This window comes from Methylibium rhizosphaerae (genome assembly GCF_006386545.1).
In the GTDB taxonomy this organism is placed as follows: domain Bacteria; phylum Pseudomonadota; class Gammaproteobacteria; order Burkholderiales; family Burkholderiaceae_C; genus Pseudorivibacter; species Pseudorivibacter rhizosphaerae.
In genome coordinates, this window is the sequence record NZ_SWAR01000019.1 from 26,580 (window position 1) to 52,404 (window position 25,825).

Consider the following 25,825-nt stretch of genomic DNA (forward strand, 5'->3'; position numbering starts at 1 on the left):
CGCGGCTACAGGCCGCGCATCCACTCGGCCCAGTAGTCCACGCAGGCCCGCACCTTGGGCAGGCGGTGGCGCTCGCGCAGCATCACCGCGAACATCGGCACCGCCTGCGACGTGAACACATCGGGCAGCACCGGCACCAGCGCACCGCTGCGCACCAGGGGGCGCGCCACCAGATCGACGACGCGCGCGATGCCGGCACCGCATTGCACCAGCGCCACCATCGTCGCGGTGTTGTCGACCCGGGTATGCCCCTTGGCCTCGAAGATGCCTGCGCCACGCCGCCCGGCGCGGTGTTCCCACAGGTTGAGCCCCGGGTGCACGCTGTTGGTGACGAGGCGGTGCTGCCGCAGGTCTTCGAGACTGCGAGGGGTGCCGGAGGCTTCGAGATAGGCCGGCGAGGCATACAACCCTCGGGTGAGCTCCCCGATCTGGCGCGCCACGACCGTCTCGCTGTGCGGCGTGCCGGTGCGGAAGGCCACGTCGATGCCTTCACGTGCCATGTCGACCACCCGGTCGTCGGCGCAGATGTCCAGCCGCAGGCCGGGGTGGCGCTGATGCAGCCCGTCGAGCCCCGGCGCGACGACGGCCTGCGCCAGCACCGCGCTCACGCTCAGCCGCACCCAGCCGCTCGGGCCGCCCAGCTTGCCCGACAGGTCGGCCTGCAGCTCCGCGCGGACCTCCAGCAGGCGCTGCGCCTTCGCGAGGAAGGCGTCTCCCTCGTCGGTGAGACTCAGGCCGTGCGTGTTGCGATGCATGAGCCGCGCGCCGCATTCGGCTTCCAGGCGCGCGAGCACGCGTGTCACCTGGCTGACCGCGACGTTGCGTTCACGCGCGGCGGCCGACAGCGAGCCCAGCGCGGCCACGCGCACGAAGGTGTTCACGTCGTCGAGTTGCAGATTCATGGTGAACCACTGTGACGTGTGTTTGCCGAATCTGCAATACCGATTCGCACTTCGTGCTGTTTCCGAGGCGCGGCTCGCCGCCTAGAGTGAAACCATCCACTCTCGACGGAGATCACCATGCCCAAGAGCGAACGTCCCAGCCATCTGTGCCTCGTCGAACTGCACGACCGTGCGCACGAGGAGGCCCGGCGACTGCGCGAAGAAGCGATTGCCAACCTCTGGTCGGACCTCGACGACGCGCTGGGCGCCGCCGCGGACACTGCCCGGCGCGCCGCGCATCGATTTGCCTGCCGTTGGGGGCGCCACCGCGAGTTGCGCGGCGGCAGCACGGCCGAGTCGGCCGCGAAGAAGGCCTGACACTCAGGCGAGGCGGTCGTCCGCCGCGAGGCAGGCGCAGATCAGCGGGCTGCCGTTGTCGGCGCGTCGAGGCTCGCTCGAAGTGCGCTGCAGCCGTTGCGACGGCTGAACGCGCTGCGTGCTGTCCCACTGCTCGGTGGTGGCGAACGGCACTTGCGTGTAGGCGTCGGACTCCAGGTCTCGCACGTTGTTGCGGGTCGAGTCCCAGCGGTCGTCAGCGCGGCCCACCTGCACGGTGTCCTTGCGCTCCTGCACCTGCACGTGGGCGCGGGTCGAGTCCCAGGCGCCTTCGTCGCGCGCCTGCGCAGCCACGGGGATGATGACTCCGGCCACCGCGGCGGCCAGCGCGATCCAGATCTTGTTCATGATGTCGTCCTGCTTGTTGGGGCTGAGGTGCCGCAAGCCACGGGGCTCGCGGCACGACAAGGTCAGCCTTCGTTGCGGTCGCCACGGCTCAGGTGTTCACCCGACGCGATGGCTTGCTGGAGCTCGGCACGCACTTCGGCGCGGCTCTTGGTGGCGGCGAAGGCCAGGTCGGTGGCCACGCCTTCATAGTTCTGCAGGGCCTCGAGCGAACCGTCGGCGCGGGCTGCGGCCAGTTCGGCCTTCACCTGCTCACGTGTCTTGGTCGATTCGAACGACTGGCGCAGGTGCACGCCGTGGAAGTTGTTGCGCGTCTCGAGCGTGCCATCGGCGCGGGCCTGCTGCAGTTCGGCCAGCACTTGGGCGCGGGTCTTGGGGGCCGCAGCGTCCTGTGCAAAGGCAGCGTGCGAAGCGGTGAGGGCGAGAACAGCAGCGGCGATCAGGGCTTGGGCTTTCATGTCGGTTCCTTTCAGAGATTCGTTTCGTCGGTGACGTAAATCTAGGTGCTTACCCTGAAGCGATAAACAGCGGATCCGGCAATTGGCCGTTGCAGCCGGCTGAACAATGACGGCTGAAACGACAAAGGCCTGCGTGAGCAGGCCTTTGTCTTTAAGAAGAGATGAAGCGCGGCGCGCTCAGCCCATCACCGCAGCCATCGCTTCGGCCGTGCGCTCGACGTTGTGCGTGTTGAGGCCAGCCACGCAGATGCGGCCCGAGCGCACCAGATACACCGCATGCTTCTCGCGCAGCTCGTCCACCTGTGCTGCAGACAGGCCGGTGTAGCTGAACATGCCGCGCTGTGTGAGGAAGTATTCGAAGTCGCGGCCCGGCACCTTGGCCTTGAGCACGAGGTAGAGCTGCTTGCGCATCGCGAGGATGCGTTCGCGCATCTCGCCCAGCTCGCGTTCCCACAGAGGGCGCAACTCGGGGTCGATCAGCACGTGGGCCACCAGCTGGCCGCCGTGGATGGGCGGGCTCGAGTAGTTGCGGCGCACGGTGAACTTCAGCTGGCCGAGCACGTTCCCGGCCTGCTCCGCATCGGGGCACACCACGCTGAGCGCGCCGCAGCGTTCGCCGTACACGCTCATGCTCTTGCTGAACGAGTTGGCCACGAAGGCGGAGAGGCCGGCGGCCGCGATGGCGCGCACTGCATAGGCGTCTTCCTCGATGCCGTCGCCGAAGCCCTGGTAGGCGAGGTCGAGGTAGGGGATGAGCTGGCGCTCGCGCAGCACCGGGATGAGCTCGTCCCACTGCGCACGGGTGAGGTCCACGCCGGTCGGGTTGTGGCAGCAGGCATGCAGCAGCACGATGCTCTTGGCCGGCAGCCCGCGCAGCGTGGCCAGCATCTCGGTGAACTTCACGCCACCGGTGGCCGCGTCGTAGTACGGGTAGGTGTTCACCTTCAGCCCGGCGCCTTCGAACATCGAGCGGTGGTTGTCCCAGGTCGGGTCGCTCACCCACACGCCGCTGCCGGGGAAGTAGCGCGCAATGAAGTCGGCGCCCACCTTGAGGCCGCCGCTGGAGCCCACCGACTGGATGGTCGCCACGCGGCCCGAGGTCACGGCTTCATGCCTGGCGCCGAACAGCAGCTGCTGCACGGCCTGGCGGAAGTTCGCTGCGCCTTCGATGGGCAGGTACGGCTTGGGCCCGGTGTTGGCCAGCATCTTGGTTTCGGCATGGCGCACCGCCGTCATCACCGGGATGCGGCCGGCGTCGTCGAAGTAGATGCCGATGCTGAGGTTGACCTTGTTCGGCCGCGGATCCTTCTGGAAGTCTTCGTTGAGACTCAGGATCGGATCGCCGGCAAAGGGTTCGACGTGCTGGAACATGATGGGGGCTTCTCCTCGGTGGTTCGTCAGTCTGTGTATGGGTCAGCGGGCGGTGGCTCAGCCGGCCTGCAGCGCCGCTTCGATGTCTTTCCCTAGCGCCTTCGGTTCGTCGTTCGGTGCGTAGCGCCTGAGCACCTCGCCGTCGCGGCCGACGAGGAACTTGGTGAAGTTCCACTTGATGGACTTGCTGCCCAGGATGCCGGGCGCCTCCTTCGTGAGCCATTGGTACAGCGGGTGTGCGCCGGCGCCGTTGACCTCGACCTTGCTCATCATCGGGAAGCTCACGCCGTAGTTCAGCGAGCAGAACGACGCGATCTCGGCATTGCTGCCCGGGTCCTGTGCACCGAACTGGTTGCACGGGAAACCCAGCACCACGAGACCGCGTTCGCCGTATTCCTTCCAGAGCTGCTCCAGGCCGTCGAACTGCGGGGTGAACCCGCAGGCGCTGGCGGTGTTGACGATGAGCAGCACCTTGCCGCGGTATTGCGCAAGGGGCACGGTCTTGCCGTCGATCGACTGGGCTTCGAAGTCGTAGACGCTGCTCATGTGACAACTCCTTCACGGAAAACGGAACGGCCGATGGTAGCCGGCTGAGCGACGGGCCGCCCAGGCGACGGGAAACGTGGCATACCCCGATGCGCAGCGGGCATGGCTCATGCAAACTGCACCGCACCCGTATCTGAACGCGCACCATGACGACACGCTATCGCGTGGCCCTGCTCGGTTTCAGCGCTTTCGAGCGCAGCGCTCTCGAGTCGTACTTCCGTCTTGCACCGGAAGACGGCCGCCATCACACCCACTACGACCTGCTGCCCGATATCGTGCCCAGCCGTGAGGCATGCAACTTCGTGCTGGCCGACGCGAACCATGCCGAGGTGCGCAACGTGGTGGCCGCCGCGGGGCGGGCTGCCGACACGGTGTACGTGGGCACTCCTCATGCGCCGCCGGCGCCGCCGGATGCGCTCGCCGACCTGCCCCGGCCCATCGACCCGCTGCAGGTGAGGCGCGAGTTCGACGCGGCGGTCGAGCGGCGCTCGCGCCAGCCCGCGGCCGCGGCCGCGACCCCGGTGCGCCGCTACACCGCCCGCGCGCGGCAACACGCGGAAGAACAGGCGGCGCGCCAGAGCGAAAGCGGCGACTTCTCGCAGTCGGTGCTGCTGGGCGGTGAAGGCGGCGACGGCATGTTCGACCAGGTGCTGGTGGTCGACGACAGCGAGATCGCGCGGCGCTTCCTGCAGATGAAGCTGCAGCGGCTGGGCTACACGGTCGACACCGCCGCCAGCGGGCACGGCGCACTGCAGATGGTGGCCACACGCCGCTACGCCTTCGTGTTCCTCGACGTCGCGATGGAAGGCATCGACGGCTTCGAGACCTGCAAGCACATCAAGCACATGCCCTGGCCGCTCGACGAGCGGATGATGCGCGGGCCGGTGGTGGTCATGGTCACCGGCAGGAGCGGCTCGGTCGATCGCATCCGCGGCGCGCTGGCCGGCTGCGACGCCTACCTCACCAAGCCGCTCAACGAAGACGAACTCATCGCCACGCTGTCGAAGTACGACGACTCGTTCGAGCGCGTGTTCGAGAACACCGTGCCGCCGCTGGCACATCTATGACCTGAGACTGGAAGGAAGAGTGGAGAGCCATGCCGCAACGTTTTTCCGACCGCGAGATCCGCGATGCGCTGCCCGCCGCTGCACGTGACCTGGCGCAACGCCGGGCCGACCTGATCGGCGACGACCTCATCGAGCATTTCGTCGCGCGCGACTGGATGGAATGGCGCGGCGGCGCCTTGAAGCTCACGCAGGTGGGGCTCAACGTCATCGCGCAGGCCACGGCCGCACAGGCCAGGGGTTAGGACGCAGGAAGCCTCTGGAAGTAGGCACGCAGCACCTCGATCGCGTGCCGCACCTTGGCCGGCTGCTGGTCGCGCTGCGGCGTGACCGCATAGATGCCCATGTCGGCCAGCCGCCAGCCCGGCAGCACCGGCACCAGGCTGCCGTCGGACAGCTCGGCCTCGATGTCGGGCCGGCCCATCATCGCCACGCCCAGCCCCGCCACGCACAACTGCTGCAGCGAGTTCTGGTTGGTGCTGGTGACCCGCCCCTCGATGCGCAGCACATGGGGGGCTCCACTGCCGTTCTCGGGCAGCAGCTCGAACACCGTGATCGGCCGCGCGCGGGTCTGCAGCACCAGCCAGTCGTGCTGCACCAGGTCGGCCGGTGAGGCGGGCCAGCCTCGGCGCGCCAGGTAGGCGGGCGACGCCACCAGCACGAACGACAGGTCGCCCAGCTTGCGGGCGACGAAGCTCGAGTCGGCCAGCTGCCCGCCCACCCGCAGCGCCAGGTCGATGCGCTGCTCGATCAGGTCGATCGATGCATCGTCGATGAGCAGCCGCAGCGTGAGCTTCGGGTGGGCCGCCAGCAGCGGCCCGAGCGCGGGCCCGAGGTGGCGTGCGAAACCCACCGGCGCGGTGAGGCGCAGCTCCCCTTCGGGCGCATCGCGCAGGCGCGCCAGCGCTTCACCCGCCTCGCGCGCCGCAGCCACCATGGCAGCGCAGCCTGCGGCATAACGCTCGCCCGCCTCGGTGAGGGTGAGCTTGCGGGTGGAGCGGTGCATCAGCGTCACGCCCAGCTCGCGTTCGAGCTGGCGCAGCTGCTGGCTCACCGCCGAGGCGGTCATGCCGAGCCGGCGAGCGGCGGCCGTCATCGAGCCCGAGGCCACCACCTCGGCAAAGATCGCCATGCGCTTGAGCTGGTCCATCTTGAAGCTGAGCTTAATTGAGATAGCTCTCTGGACTGTCTAGTGCCTCCATTGTGAAGCAGCGAACATCACGGCATTGCTTTTTCAACCGCAACGAAGGACCCGCTCATGAAGATCGCCCTCATCGGTGGCACCGGCTTTGTCGGCAGCGCCCTGCTCAACGAAGCCCTGGAACGCGGCCATCAGGTCACCGCCCTGGCCCGCGATGCCTCGAAGTACACGCCGCACGAGCGCCTGTCGGTGGTGAACGCCGACGCGCAGGACGCCGCCCAGGTGGCGCGCGCTGTGGCCGGCCACGACGCCGTGCTGAGTGCCTACAACCCGGGCTGGGGCAACGCCAACATCCACGACGAGTTCCTCAAGGGCACCCGGGCCATCTACGACGGCGTGCGCGCCTCCGGCGTCAAGCGACTGCTGGTGGTGGGCGGCGCGGGCAGCCTGTTCGTGGCCCCCGGCGTGCAGCTGGTGGACACGCCCACCTTCCCTGCCGAGTGGAAGGCCGGTGCGCTGGCCGCCCGCGAGGCGCTGCGCCTCATCCAGCAGGAAACCGAGCTGGACTGGACCTTCCTGTCGCCCGCGGTGTTCCTGGAACCTGGCCCCCGCACCGCCAAATTCCGCCTCGGCAAGGACGAGCCGCTCATGCAGGCCGACGGCACGCCGGCCCACATCTCGGTGGCCGACCTCGCGGTGGCGGTGGTGGACGAGATCGAGCAGCCGCGCCACCTGCGCCAGCGGTTCACGCTCGGGTACTGAGCCATGCCGGGCACGCTGGTCTACCTGCACGACCCGCTGTGCGGCTGGTGCTATGGCGCTACCGCCGCGCTCGACACGCTGCAGAGAGAGGCGCCGCAGTGGCGGCTGCGGCCGCTGCCAACCGGGCTGTTCGCCGGTGATCCGCAGCGCCGGCTCGACCCGGCCATGGAGGCGCACATCTGGCAGGCCGACCGGCGCATTGCGGCGATGAGCGGCATGCCGTTCAGCGAGGCCTACCGGCAGCAGGTGCTGCGCGACCCTGAGTCGGGCTTCGATTCGGGGCCGGCCACCCTGGCGCTCACCGCCGTGGCCGGGAGCCCGTCGGCGGCCCATGAGCGCGCCGCGCTCAAGGCGATCCAGCATGCGCGCTGGGTGCTGGGCCAGGACATCACCCTGCCCGGCGTGCTGGCCGACGCGCTGGCGCTGGCCACCGGTGAGCCGCAAGCGGCATGGCTGGAGCGCCTGGCCGATCCGCAGCTGCCGGCAGCCGCGCAGGAACGCCTGCAGCGGGCCGCGTCGCTGATGCGGCGTTTCGGCTTCCAGGGCGTGCCGGCGCTGCTGGTGCTGCCCGGCGATGACGGCGTGGAAGACGAGGCTTCGCTGGCAGCACGCGCGCTGCAGGCCGGCCGGCCGCTGCGCGGCAATGTGCTGTTCGACGGCTCGCTGGTGCAGGCGCTGCAGGCGCTGGAGGCGGCTGCCGCGGCCTGAACGAGGCTCAGGCCTCGAACGGCAGCCCGACGTAGTTTTCGGCCAGTGCGGTCGATCCGGCGACGGAGCTCACGAGGTAGTCGAGCTCCGCTCGCTGCATCTTGGCGCCGAACTCCCCGTTGTCGGGGAATTTGTGCAGCAGCGAGGTCATCCACCACGAGAAGCGCTCGGCCTTCCAGATGCGGCGCAGGCACTTCTCGGAGTAGCGGTCGATGCCTTCGCTGCTCTTGCCGTTGTAGTACTCGGCCAGCGCCTTCGACAGGTACCCCACGTCGGAAGCGGCGAGGTTGAGGCCCTTCGCACCGGTGGGCGGCACGATGTGCGCGGCGTCGCCGGCCAGGAACAGCCGGCCGAAGCGCATCGGCTCGGCCACGAAGCTGCGCAGCGGCGCGATGCTCTTCTCGATCGACGGGCCGGTCACCAGCTGCTCGGCCGCCTGCGGGTCGAGCCTGCGCCGCAGTTCGTCCCAGAACGCCTCGTCGGACCAGTTCTCCACCTTGTCGTCGAGCGAACACTGCACGTAGTAGCGGCTGCGGTGGGGCGAACGCATGCTGCACAACGCGAAGCCGCGCTCGTGGTTCGAATAGATCAGCTCGTGCGCCACCGGCGGCACGTCGGCCAGGATGCCGAGCCAGCCGAACGGGTAGACGCGCTCATAGGTCTTGATCGCCTGCGCCGGCACGCTGGCGCGGCACACGCCATGGAAGCCGTCGCAGCCGGCGATGAACTCGCACTCGACCTCGTGGGTGATGCCGTCCTTCTGGTAGGTGACGCGCGGCCGGCTGCCGGCGCCGAAGTCATGGATGGCGACGTTCTGCGCTTCATAGACGGTGGCGAGCCCTTCCGCCTTGCGCGCGTCCATCAGGTCGTGAGTGACCTCGGTCTGGCCGTACACCATGACGTGGCGGCCGCCGGTGAGCCGGGTCAGGTCGATGCGGTGGCGCGCGCCGCCGAAGCACAGCTCGATGCCTTCGTGCACCAGCCCCTCGCGATGCATGCGCTGGCCCACGCCCGCTTCGTCGAGCAGCTCGCAGGTGCTCTGCTCGAGGATGCCGGCGCGGATTCGGCCGAGCACGTAGTCGGCGCTGCGCTGCTCGATGACGATGTTGTCGATGCCGGCCTTGTAGAGGAGTTGTCCGAGCAGCAGGCCCGAGGGGCCGGCGCCGATGATGGCGACTTGGGTCTTCATGGATGCGACTACCTAACGCTACACAGTCATGCGCCCGAGGCGCTCACAAAAGGGTCCGCAGCTGCGCCTGGGCCTGCAGCAGGCCCGGCAGGCACTTGTCGACCAGCTCGTCCATGCGCATGCGCGACGCATGCACGCTCACGTTCATGGCGGCCACCACGTCGCCGCGGTAGTTGCGCAGCGGCACGGCAATCGTGCGCAGCCCCAGCTCCAGCTCCTGGTCGACCATCGCATAGCCGTTCGCGCGGGCCCGCGCGATCTCCAGGCGCAGCCGCTCGCGGTTCACGATGGTGTGGGGCGTGAGCGGCTCCAGCGTCTGGCGCGCGAGCCAGGCGTCCACCTCTTCCTGCGGCTTGGCCGCCAGCAGCACCCGGCCGTTCGACGTGCAGTACGCCGGCACGCGCGTGCCGGGCTGCAGGGTGGCCGACACCACCCGCCCGGCGCTGGCGGCTGCCACCGCGATCACGTCGTCGTGATCGAGCACGCCGGCCGAAGAGGCCTCCTGCAGCGCATAGGCCAGCTTGTGCAGCTGCGGCTGGATCACCCGCGGCAGCCGCGCCGAATGCATGTAGCTCTGTCCCAGCCGCAACACCTTGGGCGCGAGGCCGAACATCTTGCGGTCCTGCTGCACATAGCCCAGGTGGGACAGCGTGATGAGGTAGCGGCGCGCCGCCGCGCGGGTGAGGCCGGTCCGCTCGGCCACCTCGGTGATCGACAGGCGAGGCCGGTCCTGGTCGAAGGCCTCGATGACGGCCAGCCCCTTCTCGAGGCCGGCGATCAGGTCGCGTTTCAGCGGGCCCGATGGAGCGGCTTCCCGCGCAGCGGGTGCCTCCCCCTCGTCCAGCGCCGGAGGCTCGGCGGGCGCCGCGCCCAGCGCAACGGCATGCCGGGGGGACGGAACCAACTCGTCGTCGTCGGCAGCGCCGGCGGACGAAGAAGACTGTGAGCTTGCGTCGGCCATATGCGGGTCAACCCTCGTTTTGGGCGCCATTCGCACAGAACGGGCGATGTCCGCGCCCTTCAGTGCGTTGCCGCCTTGCTACCGGATCAATGTAGCGCTAATTTCTGGGTGAAACGTTCGATAAACAAACGTTCGGGCGATAAACGCACACTGCCCGCACCAGTCGCCCGCTTCAGCAACGCCCCGCACCGCCCCAGGAGTTCACGCAATGAGGTTCGACGCCATCGAAGCCGGGACCTACCCGAGCCTGATCTATCCGCCCTACAAGTCCACCGCGAAGCGCGGTCCCACCCAGGCCCCGGTGCGGCTGTCCGCCCCCATCGCCACCGGCCAGCTCGCCCGCTTCTCGCCCGCGCTGCTGCGTCCGAACGACCTCGACCTCACCGCCCATGGCGCCGGCGCGCCGCTGGGCGAAAAGATCGTGGTGGCCGGCCGCGTGCTCGACGAGGACGGCAAGCCGGTGCGCAATTCGCTGGTCGAGGTGTGGCAATGCAATGCCGCCGGGCGCTACTGGCACAAGAAGGACCAGCACAACGCGCCGCTGGACCCGAACTTCTTCGGCTTCGGCAAGTTCTTCACCGGCGACGACGGCAGCTACCGCTTCGTCACCATCAAGCCGGGCCCCTACCCCTGGGGCAACCACGACAAGGCCTGGCGACCGGCCCACATCCACTTCTCGCTCTTCGGCAACGTGCACGCACAGCGCCTGGTGACGCAGATGTACTGGGCCGGCGACCCGCTGTTCGATCACGACCCGATCTTCCAGAGCATTCCGGATGCGGGCGCGCGCGAGCGGCTCGCCTGCCGCCTCGACATGGACCTGACCGTGGGCGACCAGATGCTCGGCTACCGCTGGGACATCGTGCTGCGCGGCCGCGACGCCACGCCCTTCAACGTCTGACCCGGGCAGGAGCAACCACATGAGCCACGACATGAGCCGCAAGATCACCACCTCCCAGACCATCGGCCCCTTCCCGCACGAAGGCTGGCGCTGGGGTTTCGATGCCACCGCGCAGCTGCCGGCCGGCGCCCTGGTCAGCGTGAGCGGCCAGGTATTCGACGGCGACGGCGCGCCGATCACCGATGCGGTCCTCGAAGCCTGGGCGCCCGCAGCCGCGCAGGACGAGTCGGCCCTGCCCATCCCAGGCTTCCGCCGTGTGGCGGCCGGCGACCAGGGTGAGTTCCGCTTCCAGTTCGCCTCCTCGGCCAAGGTGTCGGGCGAGCCGCTTGCCTACGTCACGCTGTTCGCACGCGGCGTGCTGAAACATCAGTTCACCGCCGTGTTCCTCGAAGACGACCCCGCGCTCGCACAATCGGCGCTGCTTTACCAGGTGGACGCCGAACGCCGGCTCACCCTGGTGGCGCGCAAGACCGGCCCCGGCGAATACCGCTGGGACCTGTGGATGCAGACCGACAAGGAGACCGTGTTCTTCGACTACGAATGAATTGCAATGCCACTTGACCGCATCGCGGGTCGCCGTCCGCCCCTGACATGACCATCTTCGACAGCTTTCTCACCACGCCGGAGATCACGGCCGTGTTCAGCGACACGGCCGTGGCCCAGGCCATGTTCGATTTCGAGGCCGCACTCGCTCGCGCGCAGGCGGCCGAGGGCGTGATCCCGGCCGGCGCCGCGCAACCGATCGCCAGCGTGTGCCGTGCCGAGCTCTACGACATGAACGCCATCGTGGCCGCCAGCGGCCGCGCCGGCTCGCTGGCCATCCCGCTGGTGAAGGAGCTCACCAAGACGGTGGGCCTGTTCAATGCCGAATCGGCCGGCTACGTGCACTGGGGCAGCACCAGCCAGGACGTCATCGACACCGCGATGGTGCTGGTCACGCGGCGTGCGCTGGCGCTCGTCGATGCCGAACTCGAACGGTTGCTGGCCGAGCTGCTGCGCCTGGCCGACGCCCATGCCGGCACGCCGGTGCTGGCGCGCACGCTGATGCAGCCGGCGCTGGTGACCAGCCTGGGACTCAAGTTCGCCAACTGGGCGGCGCCGCTGGCGCGCTCGCGCCGCACGCTGCGCGAGGTGGCCGCGCGCGCGCTCGCGCTGCAGCTGGGCGGCGCCATCGGCACGGCCAGCGTGATGGGCGACAAGGCGCCGGCGGTGGCACGGCGCATGGCCGACTCGCTGCAGCTGGCACTGCCCGATGCGTCCTGGCACACCCAGCGCGACGAATGGGTGCGCCTGGGCCTGGAGGTGGCGGTGCTGGCGGGCAGCCTGGGCAAGATCGCCACCGACCTCTCGTTGCTGTCGCAGGGCGAGGTGGGCGAGCTGGCCGAGCCGTCCGGCACGGGCCGCGGCGGCTCGTCGGCCATGCCGCACAAGCGCAACCCGGTGGCTTCGATGGTGGCGCTGGCGGCCGCGCGGCGCGCACCCCATCGCGCTGCAGCCCTGCTGTCGGCCATGGACCAGCAGCAGGAGCGCGGCCTGGGCACCTGGCAGGCCGAACTGGCGGAATGGCCGGGCCTGTTCCTGAGCGCCCACGGTGCCGCGCACGCCATGGCCGAGGCGATGGCAGGCCTGGGCGTCGATGCGGACCGCATGCGCCGCAACATCGATGCGCTGCACGGCCTGGTGTTCGCCGAAGGCGCCTCGATGGCCTTCGCGCAGGTGGTAGGCAAGGCCCGCGCGCACGAGCTGCTCGAGGCACTGGCGCGCCGCTGCGTCGAAAGCGGCCGCCCGCTCGGCGAACTGGTCCTTGAAGCCGTGAGCTCCGACCCGCAGCTGCGCGGCCACGTCAACCCGGCCGAGATCGCCGCACTGTTCGACCCGGCGCGCGCGGTGCAACTGCCCGCGCAGCAGGCTCGCGCCAGAATCGAAGCGCTGCGCGCGCAAGAGGCCGCGCTGCCGCCTGCCCCGTGGCCCACGCGGGCCGCCTGAAACGGATCCACCCACTTCGCCCACACCATGAGCTTCGATCCTTTCGACCACGACCTCGAACGCGGCATGCGCAACCGCCGCGGCATCCTCGGCGACGCCTGGGTCGACAAGTCGGTGGCCAATGCCAACAGCTTCAACGCCGACTTCCAGAACTTCATCACCCGCTATGCGTGGCACGAGATCTGGGGCCGCCCCGGGCTGGACAGGAAGACCCGCCGCATCATCGTGCTGGCCATCACCTGCGCCCTCGGCCGCTGGGAGGAGTACGAGCTGCACCTGCGCGCGGCGCTGGCCGGCGGCGAACCCGAGACGCGCCTGTCGCCCGACGAGGTGAAGGAAGTGCTGATGCAGGCCGCCATCTATGCCGGCGTGCCGGCCGCCAACACCGGCGTGGCGCTGGCGACGAAGATCATGCGCGAGCTCGGCATGGAGCTGGCGCCCTTCCCGGCCACCGAGGCCTCGCACCCCGGCGTGGGCCGCGAAGGGCGCACGGTCTCGCGACCGTCGCTGCACTATGCGGTGCGCGAGCCGCGCAACGGCCGGCCGCCCCGCCACACCGTGGTGCTGTCGCATGCGCTGGGTTGCGACCTGATGATGTGGGACGTGCTGGCCAACGCCCTGGCCATCGACTGCCGCGTCATCAGCTACGACGCCCGCGGCCACGGCTGCTCGGAATCGCCGGTCGGCCCGTATGCGATGGCCGAGATGGCCGAAGACGCCGAGCGGCTGCTCGCCGAGCTGGATGCGGGCCCGGTGGTGTGGCTGGGCTTGTCGATGGGCGGCATGGTCGGCCAGGAACTGGCCTTGCGCCACCCGCAGCGGGTGAAGGCGCTGCTGATCGCGAACTCGACCTCGGCCTATCCGCCGGAGGCGCGCGCCAACTGGGACCAGCGCATCGCCGCGGTCAAGGCCGGCGGCACCGAGTCGGTGGCAGACGCCGCCATGCAACGCTGGTTCCATGACGCGTTCCGTCTTGCGCAGCCGGCCACCATTGCACGCTGGCGGCACCGCGTGGCCACCACCGACGACGTGGGCTATCTCGGCTGGTGCGAAGCCGTGAAGCACCACGACACCACCGAGCGCCTGCCGCAGGTGAAGGTGCCCACGCTGGTGATCGCCGGCGAGCTCGACATGGGCGCGCCGGTGGCGATGTCGGAGCTGATCGCCAGGCAGATTCCGAATGCCCGCCTGATGGTGCTGAAGGACGCCTCGCACCTGAGCGTGCTGGAGCAGCCGGCCGCCTTCGAGGCGGCGGTGCAGGGCTTCCTGGCCGGGCTGTAGCGTCGCGCGCGGGATGGGCACTCCAGTTGCCGGCCCCCAAGGCACGGCAACCAGGAGATCACCATGGCCCATCCCGACCCCAAGCGCCAAGGCGCCGAACGCGACCAGCGCCGCCACGTCGGCCCGAACACCGAAAAGTCCGACATCGGCGTGCAGAGCAAGTCCCAGGGCATTGCCGGCGGCAAGGTCTCGTCGCCTGCCTCGGGGCTGGACGGCGAGAAGGACGACGTGAGGCGCGCGCCCGAAAGCGGCGAGAAGGACGGCGCGAGCTGACCCTTACTTCACGCGCTGCTTCTCGAGCTTGCGCGCCAGCGTGCGGCGGTGCATGCCCAGCCGCCGCGCGGTTTCCGAGATGTTGAAGCCGGTCTCGGCCAGCGTCTCGTGGATGCGCTCCCATTCGAGCGTCTTGATCGACGTGGTGCGCTCGGTGAGCTCGACGTCGGCGTCGCCCTGGGCGCGGTCGAAGGCGGCCTCGATGTCGTCGGTGTTGGCCGGCTTGGCGAGGTAGTGGCGCGCGCCGAGCTTGATGGCCTCCACCGCGGTGGCGATGCTGGCATAGCCGGTGAGCACCACGATCACCATGCCTGCATCGTGCGCATGCAGGGCCTGCACGCAGGCAAGGCCGGAGGCGCCGCCGGCGAGCTTCAGGTCCACCACCGCATAGGCCGGGCGGCGGCCCGCGCCTTCGATCAGCGTGCGCACGTCGTCGAGGCTCGCGGCGCGCAGGACCTCGTAGCCGCGCCGCTCGAACGAACGTGCGAGCGTGCGGGCGAAGGCGTCGTCGTCTTCGACGATCAGCAGGCGGCGGGGTTCAGCGGCTGGTTCCATCGGGCGTGTCATCTTGCCGTGGCGGCGCGAGCGCCGCCAGCGGCAGCCGGATCTCCACTTCGGCGCCGCCCTCGGGCCGGTTGCGCGCGGCGATGCGGCCGCCCAGCGAGCGCGCGACGTTCACCGACAGGAACAGCCCGAGCCCGCCACCCGGGCGGCCCTTGCTCGACTGGTAGGGCTTGCCGAAGCGTTCGAGCATCGCCGGCGCAAAGCCCGGACCTTCGTCACGCACCCGCAGCACCAGCTCGTCGTCTTCGCACATGGCCAGCAGGCCGGGTGGCGCATGCGGCGCGGCCTCGAGCGCGTTGTCGAGCACGTTGTCGAGCATCTGACGCAGCGCGAAGTCCGAGATCATCGGCAGGTCGGGCAGGCCGGCCCTTTCGTAGTGCAGGCCCACGGCGTTGCGGGTGGCGCGCCAGTGCGCGACCAGCTCGTCGAGAAAGGCGAACAGCGTCGTCTGCACCGGCGCCTCGCCGCGCGCCTCGCCGGCCGACAGCAGGATGCCGCTGACGATGGCCTTGCAGCGCTGCAGCTGGCGCTGCATTTCCTCGATCTCCTCGCGCAGCTCGGGCTCGGCCGCGAACGGCGCCATGCGCGACCAGTCGCCCAGGATCACCGACAGCGTGGCCAGCGGGGTGCCCAGCTCGTGCGCGGCCCCCGAGGCGAGCAGCCCCATGCGCACGATGTGCTCTTCTTCGGCGGCGCGCTGGCGCGCTTCGGCCAGGCGCGCATCGCGCTGGCGCAGGTTGCGCCCGATGCGCACGATGAAGATCACCAGCAGCGCCGCATTGAGCAGGAAGCAGATGAGGAGGCCGCCGATGTAGGGTGCCGACAGCGCGGCGCCGGCGAAGCCCGGCAGCTGCAGCGGCCGGTACCACTGGGTGAGCGCCATGAAGCACAGGCTGGTGAGGCCCACCAGGGTCCAGACGTCGCGCGGGCGCAGCAGCACCGAGCCCAGCGCCACCTGCAGCAGGTACAGGAAGATGAACGGGTTGGTGACCCCGCCCGAATAGAACAGCTGGCCGCTCAGCACGCCCACGTCGACCAGCAGCCCGCCGAACAGCTCGCCCGGGTGCACCTCAGTGGCGAAGCGGCTGCGCAGCCAGCAGGCAGCATTGAACAGCGCGAGAGCGGCCAGCAGCGTCAGCATCTCGGCCAGAGGCAAGGTGATGCCCAGGCCGAAATGCACCGCCAGGATGGTGACCAGCTGGCCGGCGACGGCCAGCCAGCGCAGCTGCACCAGCTGCAGCAGGTTCTCGCGGCCGGCGATCCTTTCCGGCGCCTGTGCGGCGTCGCCCGGCGCCTGCTGCGGCTGGGCGTGCATGGCGCGGCTCAGTCGCGCCGGGCCGCGCGGCGCTGCGTCCGCAGCTCGGTCGCCACGGCGTAGACCAGCGCGGCGGCGGTCATGGCGGCCAGGGCAAACCAGGTGAGCGCGTACATCAGGTGGTTGTTGCTGAAGTGCAGCACGGTGAGGCCCGGGCGCGGCCAGTCGAGCGGCGCGTCGTTGTCGGCCCGCACGTCGATGAAGTACGGCGCCACGGCGCCGGCATGTTCGCCGCTGCCCAGGCCCCGCGCGGCGGCAATCGCCGCCACGTCGCGCGAGTACCAGCGGCCGGCGGCCGGGTCGTTGTCCTGCAGCAGGCGGCCGCGCGGCTCGGTGAGACGCAGCAGGCCGGACACGGTCTGCGCGCCGGCGGGCTCGGGCTGGCCGCGGGCGGCGCGCTCGCGCCGGTCGGGCGGCACGAAGCCTCGGTTGACCAGCACCCAGTAGCCCTCTTCGGTGCGCAGCGGCGTCAGCACCCAGTAGCCGCTGCCCAGGGCGGTGGTGGCCTGCACCAGCGTCTCGAGCTCGTGTGCGAAGCGGCCGCGCACCATGACCCGGCGGTACTCGGCATCGGCGCCGTCGAATGTCGACCACTCGGCCGGCCCGGGCGCGGCGGCGGGCGCGGCTGTCTGGTGCTGCTCGATGCGCTCGATGAGGCTGGTCTTCCACTGCAGGCGGTTGAGCTGCCACATGCCGAGCGACACGAGGCCGGCAAAGGCGAACAGGCCGCCCAGCAGCAGCGCAACCCACATCGCCGCGCTCAAGGGACGCTGCGCGGCGCCGGCGTCCGGGGTTCGGTTGCTGCTGCTCGTCGTCATGGCATCTGTCGCACGTCGTGGACCGGCATCATGTTCGTGTTGAGGTGGAACATCACCCAGATCGAACCGGCCAGCATGATGATCACGATGGCCGCCGTGAAGATCAGCGACAGCATCGACCAGCCGCCTTCGATCTTCGCGTTCATGTGCAGGAAGTAGACCATGTGCACGACGATCTGCACCGCGGCAAAGCCGAGGATCACCGCGGCCGTGACGCCGGGCGTCGGCAGCACCTTGGCCATCACCAGCCAGAACGGGATGGCCGTGAGCACCACCGACAGCAGGAAGCCGATGACGTAGCCCTTCGCGGAGAAGTGGTAGCCGCCGTCGTCGTCATGGTGGTGATCGTCGTGAATGGAATGTTGTTCGCTCATGGCTGCAGCTCCGAGATGCTGGTGCATGGGGTGGGTCACAAAACCCCCATGAGATAGACGAAGGTGAACACGCCGATCCAGACGACGTCGAGGAAGTGCCAGAACATCGACAGGCACATCAGGCGGCGCTTGTTCTCGGCGATGAGGCCGTGCCTTTGCACCTGCACCATCAGCGTGACGAGCCAGATCACGCCGAAGGTGACGTGCAGGCCGTGGGTGCCCACCAACGTGAAGAAAGACGACAGGAAGGCACTGCGCTGCGGACCGGCCCCCTCGTGGATGAGGTGGGCGAACTCGTACAGCTCGATGCCGAGGAAGCCCAGGCCGAGCAGGCCGGTCACCGCCAGCCAGCCCAGCACCTGCGCCTTGCGGCGGTGCTGCGCGGCGATCATCGCGAAGCCGTAGGTGATGGACGACAGCAGCAGCAGCGCGGTGTTGACGGCCACCAGCTGCAGGTCGAAGAGGTCGGCGCCCGACGGGCCCGCCGCATAGCTGCGGCCGAGCACGGCGTACACCGCGAACAGCACCGCGAAGATGAGGCAGTCGCTCATCAGGTAGAGCCAGAAGCCCAGCAGCGTGCCTTGCTGCGGGTGGTGGTCGCCGTTGTCGTAGAACACCGGCGCGGCGGCGCCGGGGGCAAGGGTGGAGGTTTGAACGCTCGACATGTTGGAAGTCACCTCAGGCCAACGCGCCGGCCAGCGCCTGCGTGCGTGCGTTTTCGCAGCGCGTCACCTCGTCGGCCGGGATGTGGAAGTCGCGCTTGTAGTTGAAGGTGTGCACGATGGCCGCCGCCACGGTGGCGAAGAAGGTGAGCCCGGCGATCAGCCACATGTGCCAGATCAGCGCGAAACCGCAGGCCGTGGCCAGCGCGGCGATCACCACGCCGGCCGCCGTGTTCCTGGGCATGTGGATGGGCTTGAAGCCGGCCACCGGGCGCACCGCGCCGCGGCGCTTCATGTCGTGCCAGGCGTCGTTGTCGTGCACCACCGGCGTGAAGGCGAAGTTGTAGTCGGGCGGCGGCGAGGCGGTGGACCATTCCAGCGTGCGGCCGTCCCAGGGGTCGCCGGTCACGTCGCGCAGCGCTTCGCGCTTCCTGTAGCTCACCACCAGCTGGATGATGAAGGCGGCGATGCCCAGCGCGATGAGCACCGCGCCGAAGGCGGCGATCTGGAACCAGATCTGCAGCGACGGGTCGTCGAAGTGGCTCATGCGGCGGGTCACGCCCATCAGGCCCAGCACGTACAGCGGCATGAAGGCGAAGAAGAAGCCGATCTGCCAGAACCAGAACGAGCACTTGCCCCAGAACGGGTCGAGCTTGTAGCCGAAGGCCTTGGGGAACCAGAACACGATGCCGGCGAACAGCCCGAACAGCACGCCGCCGATGATCACGTTGTGGAAGTGCGCGATCAGGAACAGGCTGTTGTGCAGCACGAAGTCGGCCGGCGGTACGGCGAGCAGCACGCCGGTCATGCCGCCGATCACGAAGGTGACCATGAAGCCCACCGTCCACAGCATGGGCACCTCGAACTTGATGCGGCCGCGGTACATGGTGAACAGCCAGTTGAAGATCTTCGCCCCGGTGGGGATCGAGATGATCATCGTGGTGATGCCGAAGAACGAGTTCACGCTGGCGCCCGAGCCCATCGTGAAGAAGTGGTGCAGCCACACCAGGTACGACAGGATGGTGATCACGATGGTGGCGTAGACCATCGACGCGTAGCCGAACAGGCGCTTGCGCGAGAAGGTGGCCACCACCTCCGAGAAGATGCCGAAGGCCGGCAGCACCAGGATGTAGACCTCGGGGTGGCCCCAGATCCAGATCAGGTTCACGTACATCATGGCGTTGCCGCCCAGGTCGTTCGTGAAGAAGTTGGTGCCGGCGTAGCGGTCGAGGCTCAGCAGGGCCAGTGCGGCGGTGAGCACCGGGAACGACGCGACGATGAGCACGTTGGCGCACAGCGACGTCCAGGTGAACACCGGCATGCGCATCATGGCCATGCCCGGCGCGCGCATCTTGATGATGGTGGCGATGAGGTTGATGCCCGACAGCGTGGTGCCCACGCCCGCCACCTGCAGCGACCACAGGTAGTAGTCCACCCCCACGCCCGGACTCTGCAGGATGCCCGACAGCGGCGGGTAGGCCAGCCAGCCGGTGCGCGCGAACTCGCCGACGAACAGCGACGCCATTACCAGCACCGCGCCGCCGGCGGTCATCCAGAAGCTGAAATTGTTGAGGAAGGGGAAGGCCACGTCGCGCGCGCCGATCTGCAGCGGCACGAGGTAGTTCATGAAGCCGGTGATCAGCGGCATGGCCACGAAGAAGATCATGATCACGCCGTGGGCCGTGAAGATCTGGTCATAGTGGTGCGGCGGCAGGAAGCCGGCGGTGTCGCCGAAGGCGACGGCCTGCTGGGCCCGCATCATGATGGCGTCGGCGAAGCCGCGCAGCAGCATCACCAGGCCCAGCACGATGTACATGATCCCGATCTTCTTGTGGTCGATGCTGGTGATCCAGTCGCGCCACAGGGTGCCCCACAGCTTGTAGCGGGTGACGAGCGCCAGGATGGCGAGGCCGCCCAGCACGGTGGCGGCGAAGGTGCCGATCAGGATCGGCTCGTGCAGCGGGAGCGCGTCCCAGCCGAGGCGGCCGAACACGAGCTTTTGCAGGTCGAGGGAGTCGGTGGACATCTGGGTCGTCTCGCGGGGCTGGCCTCAGTTGCGGGCCGTGGCGTCGGTAAAGGCAGTGGCGGCGGCGGCGGGCAGGGAAGCGCCGGTCGGGTTGTCCGGCGTGCAGGCGGCAGCGGCCACGAAGCTGCGCTCGCCGTCGCGCCAGGGCTTGCGCTCCAGGTAGGCCAGGCCGCCCTTGCCCATGCCGCCGGCGGCGTCGATCGCCATCATTTCGCCCATGCACATCTTGGTCTTGTCGACGCAGCGGTTGACCGCCGCATCGAACAGCTGCGGGTCCACGCGGCCGAAGCGGCGCACCGGCTCGCGCTCGCTCGGCTGCTCGAGCTTGAGGTACAGGCCCCGGTCGAGCACCTCGCCCGAGGCGCGGCTGGCCTCGACCCAGCGGTCGAAGCCGGCGGCCGACAGGCCGTGGAACTTGAAGCGCATGTGCGAGAAGCCGTCGCCGCTGAAGTTGGCCGAGAAGCCGTCGTACACGCCGGCGCGGTTGATCACCGCATGCAGCTTGGTCTCCATGCCCGGCATGGCGTAGATCTGCCCCGCCAGCGCCGGGATGTAGAACGAATTCATCACGGTCGACGACGTGATGCGGAACTGGATCGGCCGGTCCACCGGCGCGGCCAGTTCGTTGACGGTGGCGATGCCCTGCTCGGGGTAGAGGAACAGCCACTTCCAGTCGAGCGCGACCACCTGCACCACGAGCGGCGCGACCTTCGGGTCCACCGGGCGCCGTGCGTCGATGCGCTCCAGCGGGCGCCACGGGTCGAGCTTGTGGGTGCTGATCCAGGTGAGCGCGCCCAGCGCGATGATGATCAGCAGCGGCGCGCCCCAGATCACGAGTTCGAGGCGGGTGGAGTGGTCCCAGTCGGGGCTGTAGGTCGCCTCGGTGTTCGACTGCCGGTAGCGCCAGGCGAACACCAACGTCAGCACGATCACCGGCACGATGATCAGCAGCATCAGCACGGTCGAGGTGACAATCAGCTGGGCCTGCTGGGCGGCGATGTCACCTGAGGGGTTCATCACCACGGTGTCGCAGCCGGCCAGCAGCAGCAAGGTCAGCGCGCCCACCGCCGCGCCGAGTCCTCGGGCGGGGTGCACGCGGGTTCTGTCGTTGTTCGGGCGTGTCGCGGTCATTGTCGAGTCCAGGCGCGCGGGTAAACCATAGTTGCGCGTTGCGGCTGAATGTATCTTGATTGACCCGGATCAACGATTGGACATTTTGTCCCACCCACCTGCTCTGAACATGATGTCCGGCAACACCATCGACCCGCCCTTCCCCTCGGCCGCGCCGCGCAACACCCGCAGCATCCACGACGCGCCCGGTACTTCCGCACAGGAACATGCCCGCGTGGCGCCGGGCGACATCGCCGTCGGCGTGGTGATCGGCCGTGCCTCCGAGTACTTCGACTTCTTCGTCTACGGCATCGCCTGCGCGCTGGTGTTCCCGCAGGTGTTCTTCCCGTTCGCCAGCCGGCTCGAGGGCACGCTGTACGCCTTTGCGCTGTTCGCCTTCGCCTTCGTGGTGCGCCCGCTGGGCACGCTGGCCGGCATGGAGATCCAGCGCCGCTTCGGCCGCGGCACCAAGCTCACCGCGGCGCTGTTCCTGCTCGGCTGCTCGACCGCCGGCATGGCGCTGCTGCCCGGCTACGCCAGCCTGGGTGCGGCGGCGATCGCGCTGCTGGCGCTGTGCCGCATCGGCCAGGGCCTGGCCATGGGCGCCTCCTGGGACGGCCTGCCGTCGCTGCTGGCGCTCAACGCGCCGGAACACCGCCGCGGCTGGTACGCCATGCTGGCGCAGCTGGGCGCGCCGCTCGGCTTCCTGGTGGCCGGCGGCCTGTTCGCCTACCTGTGGGGCAGCCTGTCGAGCGCCGACTTTCTCTCCTGGGGCTGGCGCTACCCGTTCTATGCGGCCTTCGCGATCAACGTGGTGGCGCTGTTCGCGCGGCTGCGGCTGGTGGTCACCCGCGAATACGAGCAGGAGCTGGCCGCCCACGAGCTGGAGCCCTGCAACGAACGCGAACTCTTCCGCAGCCAGGGCGGCAACATCCTGATCGGCGCCTTCGCCGCGCTGGCCAGCTACGCCCTGTTCCACATCGTCACCGTGTTCCCGCTGTCGTGGATCACGCTGTACTCGAACCAGGCGGTCGGCGAATTCCTCGCGGTGCAGATGGTCGGTGCCTGCCTGGCCGCAGCGGCCATGCCGGTGTCGGGGCTGGTGGCCGACCGCATCGGCCGGCGCAGCATGCTGGGTCTGCTGGCCGTGCTGATCGCGCTGTTCAGCCTGGCCGCGCCCTGGCTGCTCGACGGCGGCGTGCTGGGCCAGGACCTGTTCATCCTGATCGGCTTCGTGCTGCTGGGCCTGTCCTACGGCCAGGCCTCCGGCGCGGTGACGTCGAACTTCGAGCCGCGCTTTCGCTACACCGGCGCGGCGCTCACCTACGACTTCGCCTGGCTCTTCGGCGCCGCCTTCGCGCCGCTGGTGGCGCTGGGGCTGTCGGCGAAGTTCGGGCTCGTCGCAGTGACGGTGTACCTGCTGTCCGGCTGCGTGTGCACGCTGCTGGCGCTGCGGGCCAACCGGGCGCTGGCAGCGCGCGACTGAGCGTCGCCGGCGGCCGGCTTCAAGCCCGGCCGCCGTGGCGGGCCAGGTGCTGCAGCAGCAACCGCGCCGCGGCCGACAGCCATTCGTCCTCGCGCGACACGATCACGAACTGACGCACCGCCCAGGGCTCGTCGAGCGGCCGCATGACCAGCTGCAGCGACGCCACCTGGGGTGCCGCCGCCTCGAAGGGCAGGATCGCCAGGCCGAGCCCCGCCGCGACGATGCGCACGGCGGCCTCGAGGCTTGCCACCTGCATGCGGTGGTTCAAGGTCCGGCCCAGCAGCGCGGCCTGGCGGCGCAGCAGGTTGTCGAGCAGGCCGCCGGGCACCACCCCGACCGAGACGTGATCCAGGGTGTCGGCCCACCGGATGCTTTGCCGCTGCGCCAGCGGATGCGAGGGCGGCATCGCCACGCCGAGGTGGTCGCGACGGTAGGGCCGGGCTCGCAGGCCGCTCGTGTCCACCGCGTTCCACACCACGCCCAGGTCGGCCGCGCCTTCGCGCACCTCGCGCACCACCTGCGCGCCGCCCGATTCGTCGAGGCTCACCCGCACCGCCTCGTGCTGGTTGATGAAGCCGGCGATGTCATCGGGCAGCCGCTCCGCCAGCGCCGACACGGTGGCCGATACCCGCACGCTGCCCAGCACGCCGCTGGCGAATTCGCTCAGCTCCGCATGCATGCGCTCCATCGCACCCAGCACCTCGCGGGCCTGGCGCAGCAGGGTCTGGCCGGCGGCTGTGGGCTCGATGCCGCGCCGGCCGCGCACCAGCAGCGGCGTGCCCAGCTGCCGCTCGACGGCGCCGATGCGCTTGCTCACGGCGGACGCGACCAGCGACTCGCGCGCAGCGGCGCGGGCGATGCTGCGCTCCTCGCACACCGCGACGAAAAGGCGCAGCGTCAGTGGATCGAAGTGCCGCGTCATGGACGCCGATTGTGCCGTTCCGAACCGGAACGATGGCGCTTCCAAAATAACGCTGGCGCCTCGCGAGAGAATGCCTAGAGTTGCCCGCATGACTGCACACCAAACCGCTGCCCCCCAGCCCGTCACCGTGCGCGAAGTCGGCCTGCGCGACGGGCTGCAGGCCATTGCCCGCACCGTGCCCACCGACATCAAGCGGTTGTGGCTTCAGGAGGCCTACGACGCCGGCCTGCGCGAGATCGAGGTCGGCTCCTTCGTGCCGCCGCGCCTGCTGCCGCAGCTGGCCGACACCGCCGAGCTGGTGGCCTTCGGCAAGACGCTGCCGGGGCTCTTCACGTCGGTTCTGGTGCCCAACCTCAAGGGCGCCGAACGTGCCCTCGAGTCGGGCGCCGACCTGATGCTGCTGCCGCTGTCGGCCAGCCATGCGCACAGCCTGGCCAACCTGCGCAAGACACCCGACGACGTGGTGCGGGAGATCGCCGCGATCCGCGCCCTGCGCGACGCCGCGGGCTCGCCCTGCCTCATCGAGGTGGGCCTGAGCACCGCCTTCGGCTGCACCCTGCAGGGCCGGGTGCAGCCGGCCGAGGTGCTGCGGCTCCTGCGCGCCGTGCTCGACGCCGGCGCCGACCGCGTCGGCCTGGCCGACACGGTGGGCTATGCCGACCCGGCCATGGTGGCGGCCCTGTTCGAGCAGGCCTTCGTGCTGGCCGGCGACAGGCTGGCCTGCGGCCACTTCCACGACACGCGCGGCCTGGGCCTGGCCAACGTGTACGCGGCCTGGCAGGCCGGCGCGCGCCGCTTCGATGCCTGCGTGGGCGGCATCGGCGGCTGCCCGCATGCACCGGGCGCCAGCGGCAACGTGGCCACTGAAGATGTGGCCTACCTCTTCGCCAGCATGGGCCAGCCCACCGGGCTCGACTTCAGCCGCCTGATCGAGCTGCGCCGGCACATCGCGCAATGGCTCGAAGGCGAGCCGCTGCACGGCAACATCTGGCGTGCCGGCCTGCCCAAGACGCTGCTGCAGGCCGCGTGACCCTCTTCAGGAACGACCCAGGACAGACCCTCGATGAACACCCCGACACCCACCGCCCCCCAACCCCTCGCCGGCCTGCGCGTCGTGGAATTCACCCACATGGTCATGGGCCCCACCTGCGGCATGGTGCTGGCCGACCTGGGCGCCGAGGTGGTGAAGGTCGAACCGATCGGCGGCGAAGGCACCCGCACGCTGATGGGCGCGGGCGCCGGCTTCTTCCCGATGTTCAACCGCAACAAGAAGAGCATCGAGATCGACCTGCACAGCGAAGCGGGCGCCGAGGTGGCGCGGCGCCTGGCGGCCAGCGCCGACGTGGTGGTCGAGAACTTCAAGCCCGGCACCATGGCCAAGTACGGCCTCGACTACGCGAGCCTCTCGGCCGCCAACCCGCGTGTCATCTACGTGAGCCACAAGGGCTTCCTGCCGGGCCCCTACGAACACCGCACCGCGCTCGACGAGGTGGTGCAGATGATGGGCGGCCTGGCCTACATGACCGGCCGCCCCGGCGACCCGCTGCGCGCCGGCACCAGCGTCAACGACATCATGGGCGGCCTGTTCGGCGCCATCGGCGCCCTGGGGGCGCTGATCCAGCGCGGCATCACCGGCCGCGGCATGGAGGTGCAGTCGGCCCTGTACGAGAACAACACCTTCCTGATGGGCCAGCACATGCTGCAGTACGCGATGACCGGCAAGCACCCGGCGCCCATGCCCGCGCGCGAAAGCCCCTGGGCCATCTACGACGTGTTCACCGTGAAGGACGGCGAACAGATCTTCCTGGCCGCGGTGAGCGACGCGCAATGGCGCACCTTCTGCGAGGCGCTGGACCTGCCCGACCTGCTGGCCGAACCGGCGCTGGCCACCAACAACCAGCGCGTGGCCGAACGCCCGCGCCTGCTGGCCGCCCTGCGCGAACGGCTGGCGCACCGCCCGGCCGCCGAGCTGGCCGAGCGCATGGAACGTGCCGGGCTGCCGTTCGCGCCGATCCGCAAGCCGGCCGACCTGCTCGACGACCCGCACCTGCTGGCCACCGGCGCGCTGGCCGACGTGGAGCTGCCCGACGGCGCCAAGGCCGGCCAGTCGGTGAAGACCACGCTGTTCCCGATCACGCTGGACGGCATGCGGCTGCCGGTGCGGCTGCAGCCGCCCAAGCGCGGCGCGCACTCGCAGGAGCTGCTGCGTTCGCTCGGCTACGACGATGCCGGCATGGAGGCCCTGAGACGGTCGGCTGCCGTGGCGTGAGGCAAGATCGCGCGCT

General features: G+C 69.6%; 29 protein-coding genes. 13 read left to right on the forward strand and 16 right to left on the reverse strand.

Features of this window, described 5'->3' with window-relative positions:
• Positions 1-5 precede the first annotated feature (5 nt).
• Positions 6-902: a LysR family transcriptional regulator gene (locus E8D38_RS14690; RefSeq protein WP_140631959.1), complete on the reverse strand. Its 897-nt coding sequence runs from the start codon at positions 900-902 to the stop codon at positions 6-8.
• A 117-nt stretch (positions 903-1,019) separates the two neighbouring features.
• Between E8D38_RS14690 and E8D38_RS14695 the strand changes: the two genes are divergently transcribed.
• On the forward strand, positions 1,020-1,259 hold the full coding sequence (locus E8D38_RS14695; protein ID WP_140631962.1) for a hypothetical protein: 240 nt from the start codon (positions 1,020-1,022) through the stop codon (positions 1,257-1,259).
• Positions 1,260-1,262: 3 nt separating this feature from the next.
• Here E8D38_RS14695 and E8D38_RS14700 read toward each other — a convergent pair whose 3' ends face one another.
• From E8D38_RS14700 to E8D38_RS14715, 4 genes are all read right to left on the reverse strand, one after another.
• Positions 1,263-1,625 (reverse strand): hypothetical protein, encoded by a 363-nt coding sequence (locus tag E8D38_RS14700; protein ID WP_140631965.1) that lies wholly within the window; start codon positions 1,623-1,625, stop codon positions 1,263-1,265.
• 62 nt (positions 1,626-1,687) lie between these two features.
• Positions 1,688-2,080, reverse strand: a complete 393-nt coding sequence (locus E8D38_RS14705; protein ID WP_140631969.1) for a DUF4148 domain-containing protein — start codon at positions 2,078-2,080, stop codon at positions 1,688-1,690.
• A gap of 177 nt (positions 2,081-2,257) precedes the next feature.
• A complete protein-coding gene (locus tag E8D38_RS14710) occupies positions 2,258-3,451 on the reverse strand; it encodes an amino acid aminotransferase (RefSeq protein WP_140631973.1) in 1,194 nt (397 codons plus the stop codon).
• A 57-nt stretch (positions 3,452-3,508) separates the two neighbouring features.
• Positions 3,509-3,997, reverse strand: a complete 489-nt coding sequence (locus E8D38_RS14715; protein WP_140631977.1) for a glutathione peroxidase — start codon at positions 3,995-3,997, stop codon at positions 3,509-3,511.
• A gap of 146 nt (positions 3,998-4,143) precedes the next feature.
• Between E8D38_RS14715 and E8D38_RS14720 the strand changes: the two genes are divergently transcribed.
• Complete coding sequence (locus E8D38_RS14720) at positions 4,144-5,064, forward strand: response regulator (protein ID WP_140631980.1); 921 nt, start codon at positions 4,144-4,146, stop codon at positions 5,062-5,064.
• Between the two features lie 29 nt (positions 5,065-5,093).
• A complete protein-coding gene (locus tag E8D38_RS14725) occupies positions 5,094-5,306 on the forward strand; it encodes a hypothetical protein (protein WP_140631985.1) in 213 nt (70 codons plus the stop codon).
• Here the strand turns inward: E8D38_RS14725 and E8D38_RS14730 are convergent.
• Positions 5,303-6,211: a LysR family transcriptional regulator gene (locus E8D38_RS14730; RefSeq protein WP_140631990.1), complete on the reverse strand. Its 909-nt coding sequence runs from the start codon at positions 6,209-6,211 to the stop codon at positions 5,303-5,305. The genes E8D38_RS14725 and E8D38_RS14730 overlap by 4 nt on opposite strands.
• A gap of 108 nt (positions 6,212-6,319) precedes the next feature.
• On the opposite strand from E8D38_RS14730, the gene E8D38_RS14735 reads away from it, so the two are divergent.
• Together E8D38_RS14735 and E8D38_RS14740 are read left to right on the forward strand one after the other, a co-directional pair.
• Positions 6,320-6,964: an NAD(P)-dependent oxidoreductase gene (locus E8D38_RS14735; RefSeq protein WP_140631998.1), complete on the forward strand. Its 645-nt coding sequence runs from the start codon at positions 6,320-6,322 to the stop codon at positions 6,962-6,964.
• A gap of 3 nt (positions 6,965-6,967) precedes the next feature.
• The gene (locus E8D38_RS14740; protein ID WP_140632003.1) at positions 6,968-7,672 is read left to right on the forward strand and encodes a DsbA family protein; all 705 of its coding nucleotides are present in this window, start codon (positions 6,968-6,970) and stop codon (positions 7,670-7,672) included.
• A gap of 7 nt (positions 7,673-7,679) precedes the next feature.
• On the opposite strand, the gene pobA is transcribed toward E8D38_RS14740, so the two are convergent.
• Entirely contained in the window at positions 7,680-8,861 is a 1,182-nt protein-coding gene (gene pobA / locus E8D38_RS14745) for a 4-hydroxybenzoate 3-monooxygenase (RefSeq protein ID WP_140632008.1), read from the reverse strand.
• 43 nt (positions 8,862-8,904) lie between these two features.
• On the reverse strand, positions 8,905-9,822 hold the full coding sequence (locus tag E8D38_RS14750; protein ID WP_246099501.1) for an IclR family transcriptional regulator domain-containing protein: 918 nt from the start codon (positions 9,820-9,822) through the stop codon (positions 8,905-8,907).
• Between the two features lie 208 nt (positions 9,823-10,030).
• Between E8D38_RS14750 and pcaH the strand changes: the two genes are divergently transcribed.
• The 5 genes from pcaH (at position 10,031) to E8D38_RS14780 (ending at position 14,263) form a co-directional block, all read left to right on the forward strand.
• On the forward strand, positions 10,031-10,723 hold the full coding sequence (gene pcaH / locus E8D38_RS14760) for a protocatechuate 3,4-dioxygenase subunit beta (protein ID WP_140632015.1): 693 nt from the start codon (positions 10,031-10,033) through the stop codon (positions 10,721-10,723).
• A 19-nt stretch (positions 10,724-10,742) separates the two neighbouring features.
• Entirely contained in the window at positions 10,743-11,267 is a 525-nt protein-coding gene (locus E8D38_RS14765; RefSeq protein WP_246099502.1) for a peptidase associated/transthyretin-like domain-containing protein, read from the forward strand.
• A gap of 47 nt (positions 11,268-11,314) precedes the next feature.
• Positions 11,315-12,709: a 3-carboxy-cis,cis-muconate cycloisomerase gene (pcaB, locus tag E8D38_RS14770; protein ID WP_140632021.1), complete on the forward strand. Its 1,395-nt coding sequence runs from the start codon at positions 11,315-11,317 to the stop codon at positions 12,707-12,709.
• A gap of 27 nt (positions 12,710-12,736) precedes the next feature.
• Positions 12,737-13,990: a bifunctional 4-carboxymuconolactone decarboxylase/3-oxoadipate enol-lactonase PcaCD gene (pcaCD, locus tag E8D38_RS14775; protein WP_140632025.1), complete on the forward strand. Its 1,254-nt coding sequence runs from the start codon at positions 12,737-12,739 to the stop codon at positions 13,988-13,990.
• 63 nt (positions 13,991-14,053) lie between these two features.
• Positions 14,054-14,263 carry a hypothetical protein gene (locus E8D38_RS14780; RefSeq protein WP_140632030.1) on the forward strand — a complete coding sequence of 70 codons (210 nt, stop codon included), beginning with the start codon at positions 14,054-14,056 and terminating at the stop codon, positions 14,261-14,263.
• 3 nt (positions 14,264-14,266) lie between these two features.
• On the opposite strand, the gene E8D38_RS14785 is transcribed toward E8D38_RS14780, so the two are convergent.
• The 7 genes from E8D38_RS14785 to cyoA are packed head-to-tail and all read right to left on the reverse strand — an operon-like array spanning position 14,267 to position 21,039.
• Positions 14,267-14,818, reverse strand: coding sequence for a response regulator transcription factor (locus E8D38_RS14785; protein WP_246099503.1), 552 nt, complete (start codon positions 14,816-14,818; stop codon positions 14,267-14,269).
• Positions 14,802-16,142 carry an ATP-binding protein gene (locus E8D38_RS14790; protein ID WP_140632043.1) on the reverse strand — a complete coding sequence of 447 codons (1,341 nt, stop codon included), beginning with the start codon at positions 16,140-16,142 and terminating at the stop codon, positions 14,802-14,804. Before E8D38_RS14790 ends, E8D38_RS14785 begins: the two co-directional genes overlap by 17 nt.
• 8 nt (positions 16,143-16,150) lie before the next feature.
• Positions 16,151-16,960 (reverse strand): SURF1 family protein, encoded by an 810-nt coding sequence (locus E8D38_RS14795; protein ID WP_246099504.1) that lies wholly within the window; start codon positions 16,958-16,960, stop codon positions 16,151-16,153.
• Positions 16,957-17,334 (reverse strand): cytochrome o ubiquinol oxidase subunit IV, encoded by a 378-nt coding sequence (gene cyoD / locus E8D38_RS14800; protein WP_140632048.1) that lies wholly within the window; start codon positions 17,332-17,334, stop codon positions 16,957-16,959. The genes E8D38_RS14795 and cyoD overlap by 4 nt, the downstream gene beginning before the upstream one ends.
• A gap of 35 nt (positions 17,335-17,369) precedes the next feature.
• Positions 17,370-17,999 (reverse strand): cytochrome o ubiquinol oxidase subunit III, encoded by a 630-nt coding sequence (cyoC, locus tag E8D38_RS14805; RefSeq protein ID WP_140632052.1) that lies wholly within the window; start codon positions 17,997-17,999, stop codon positions 17,370-17,372.
• A 13-nt stretch (positions 18,000-18,012) separates the two neighbouring features.
• Positions 18,013-20,022: a cytochrome o ubiquinol oxidase subunit I gene (cyoB, locus tag E8D38_RS14810; protein ID WP_140632058.1), complete on the reverse strand. Its 2,010-nt coding sequence runs from the start codon at positions 20,020-20,022 to the stop codon at positions 18,013-18,015.
• 24 nt (positions 20,023-20,046) lie between these two features.
• Positions 20,047-21,039 carry a ubiquinol oxidase subunit II gene (gene cyoA, locus E8D38_RS14815; protein ID WP_246099510.1) on the reverse strand — a complete coding sequence of 331 codons (993 nt, stop codon included), beginning with the start codon at positions 21,037-21,039 and terminating at the stop codon, positions 20,047-20,049.
• Positions 21,040-21,265: 226 nt separating this feature from the next.
• Between cyoA and E8D38_RS14820 the strand changes: the two genes are divergently transcribed.
• Complete coding sequence (locus E8D38_RS14820; protein WP_140632324.1) at positions 21,266-22,618, forward strand: MFS transporter; 1,353 nt, start codon at positions 21,266-21,268, stop codon at positions 22,616-22,618.
• A gap of 19 nt (positions 22,619-22,637) precedes the next feature.
• Here E8D38_RS14820 and E8D38_RS14825 read toward each other — a convergent pair whose 3' ends face one another.
• Positions 22,638-23,540, reverse strand: coding sequence for a LysR family transcriptional regulator (locus tag E8D38_RS14825; protein WP_140632070.1), 903 nt, complete (start codon positions 23,538-23,540; stop codon positions 22,638-22,640).
• Between the two features lie 88 nt (positions 23,541-23,628).
• Between E8D38_RS14825 and E8D38_RS14830 the strand changes: the two genes are divergently transcribed.
• Together E8D38_RS14830 and E8D38_RS14835 are read left to right on the forward strand one after the other, a co-directional pair.
• Positions 23,629-24,570 carry a hydroxymethylglutaryl-CoA lyase gene (locus tag E8D38_RS14830; protein ID WP_140632073.1) on the forward strand — a complete coding sequence of 314 codons (942 nt, stop codon included), beginning with the start codon at positions 23,629-23,631 and terminating at the stop codon, positions 24,568-24,570.
• Between the two features lie 33 nt (positions 24,571-24,603).
• The gene (locus E8D38_RS14835; RefSeq protein WP_140632077.1) at positions 24,604-25,809 is read left to right on the forward strand and encodes a CaiB/BaiF CoA transferase family protein; all 1,206 of its coding nucleotides are present in this window, start codon (positions 24,604-24,606) and stop codon (positions 25,807-25,809) included.
• The last annotated feature ends 16 nt before the right edge of the window (positions 25,810-25,825 follow it).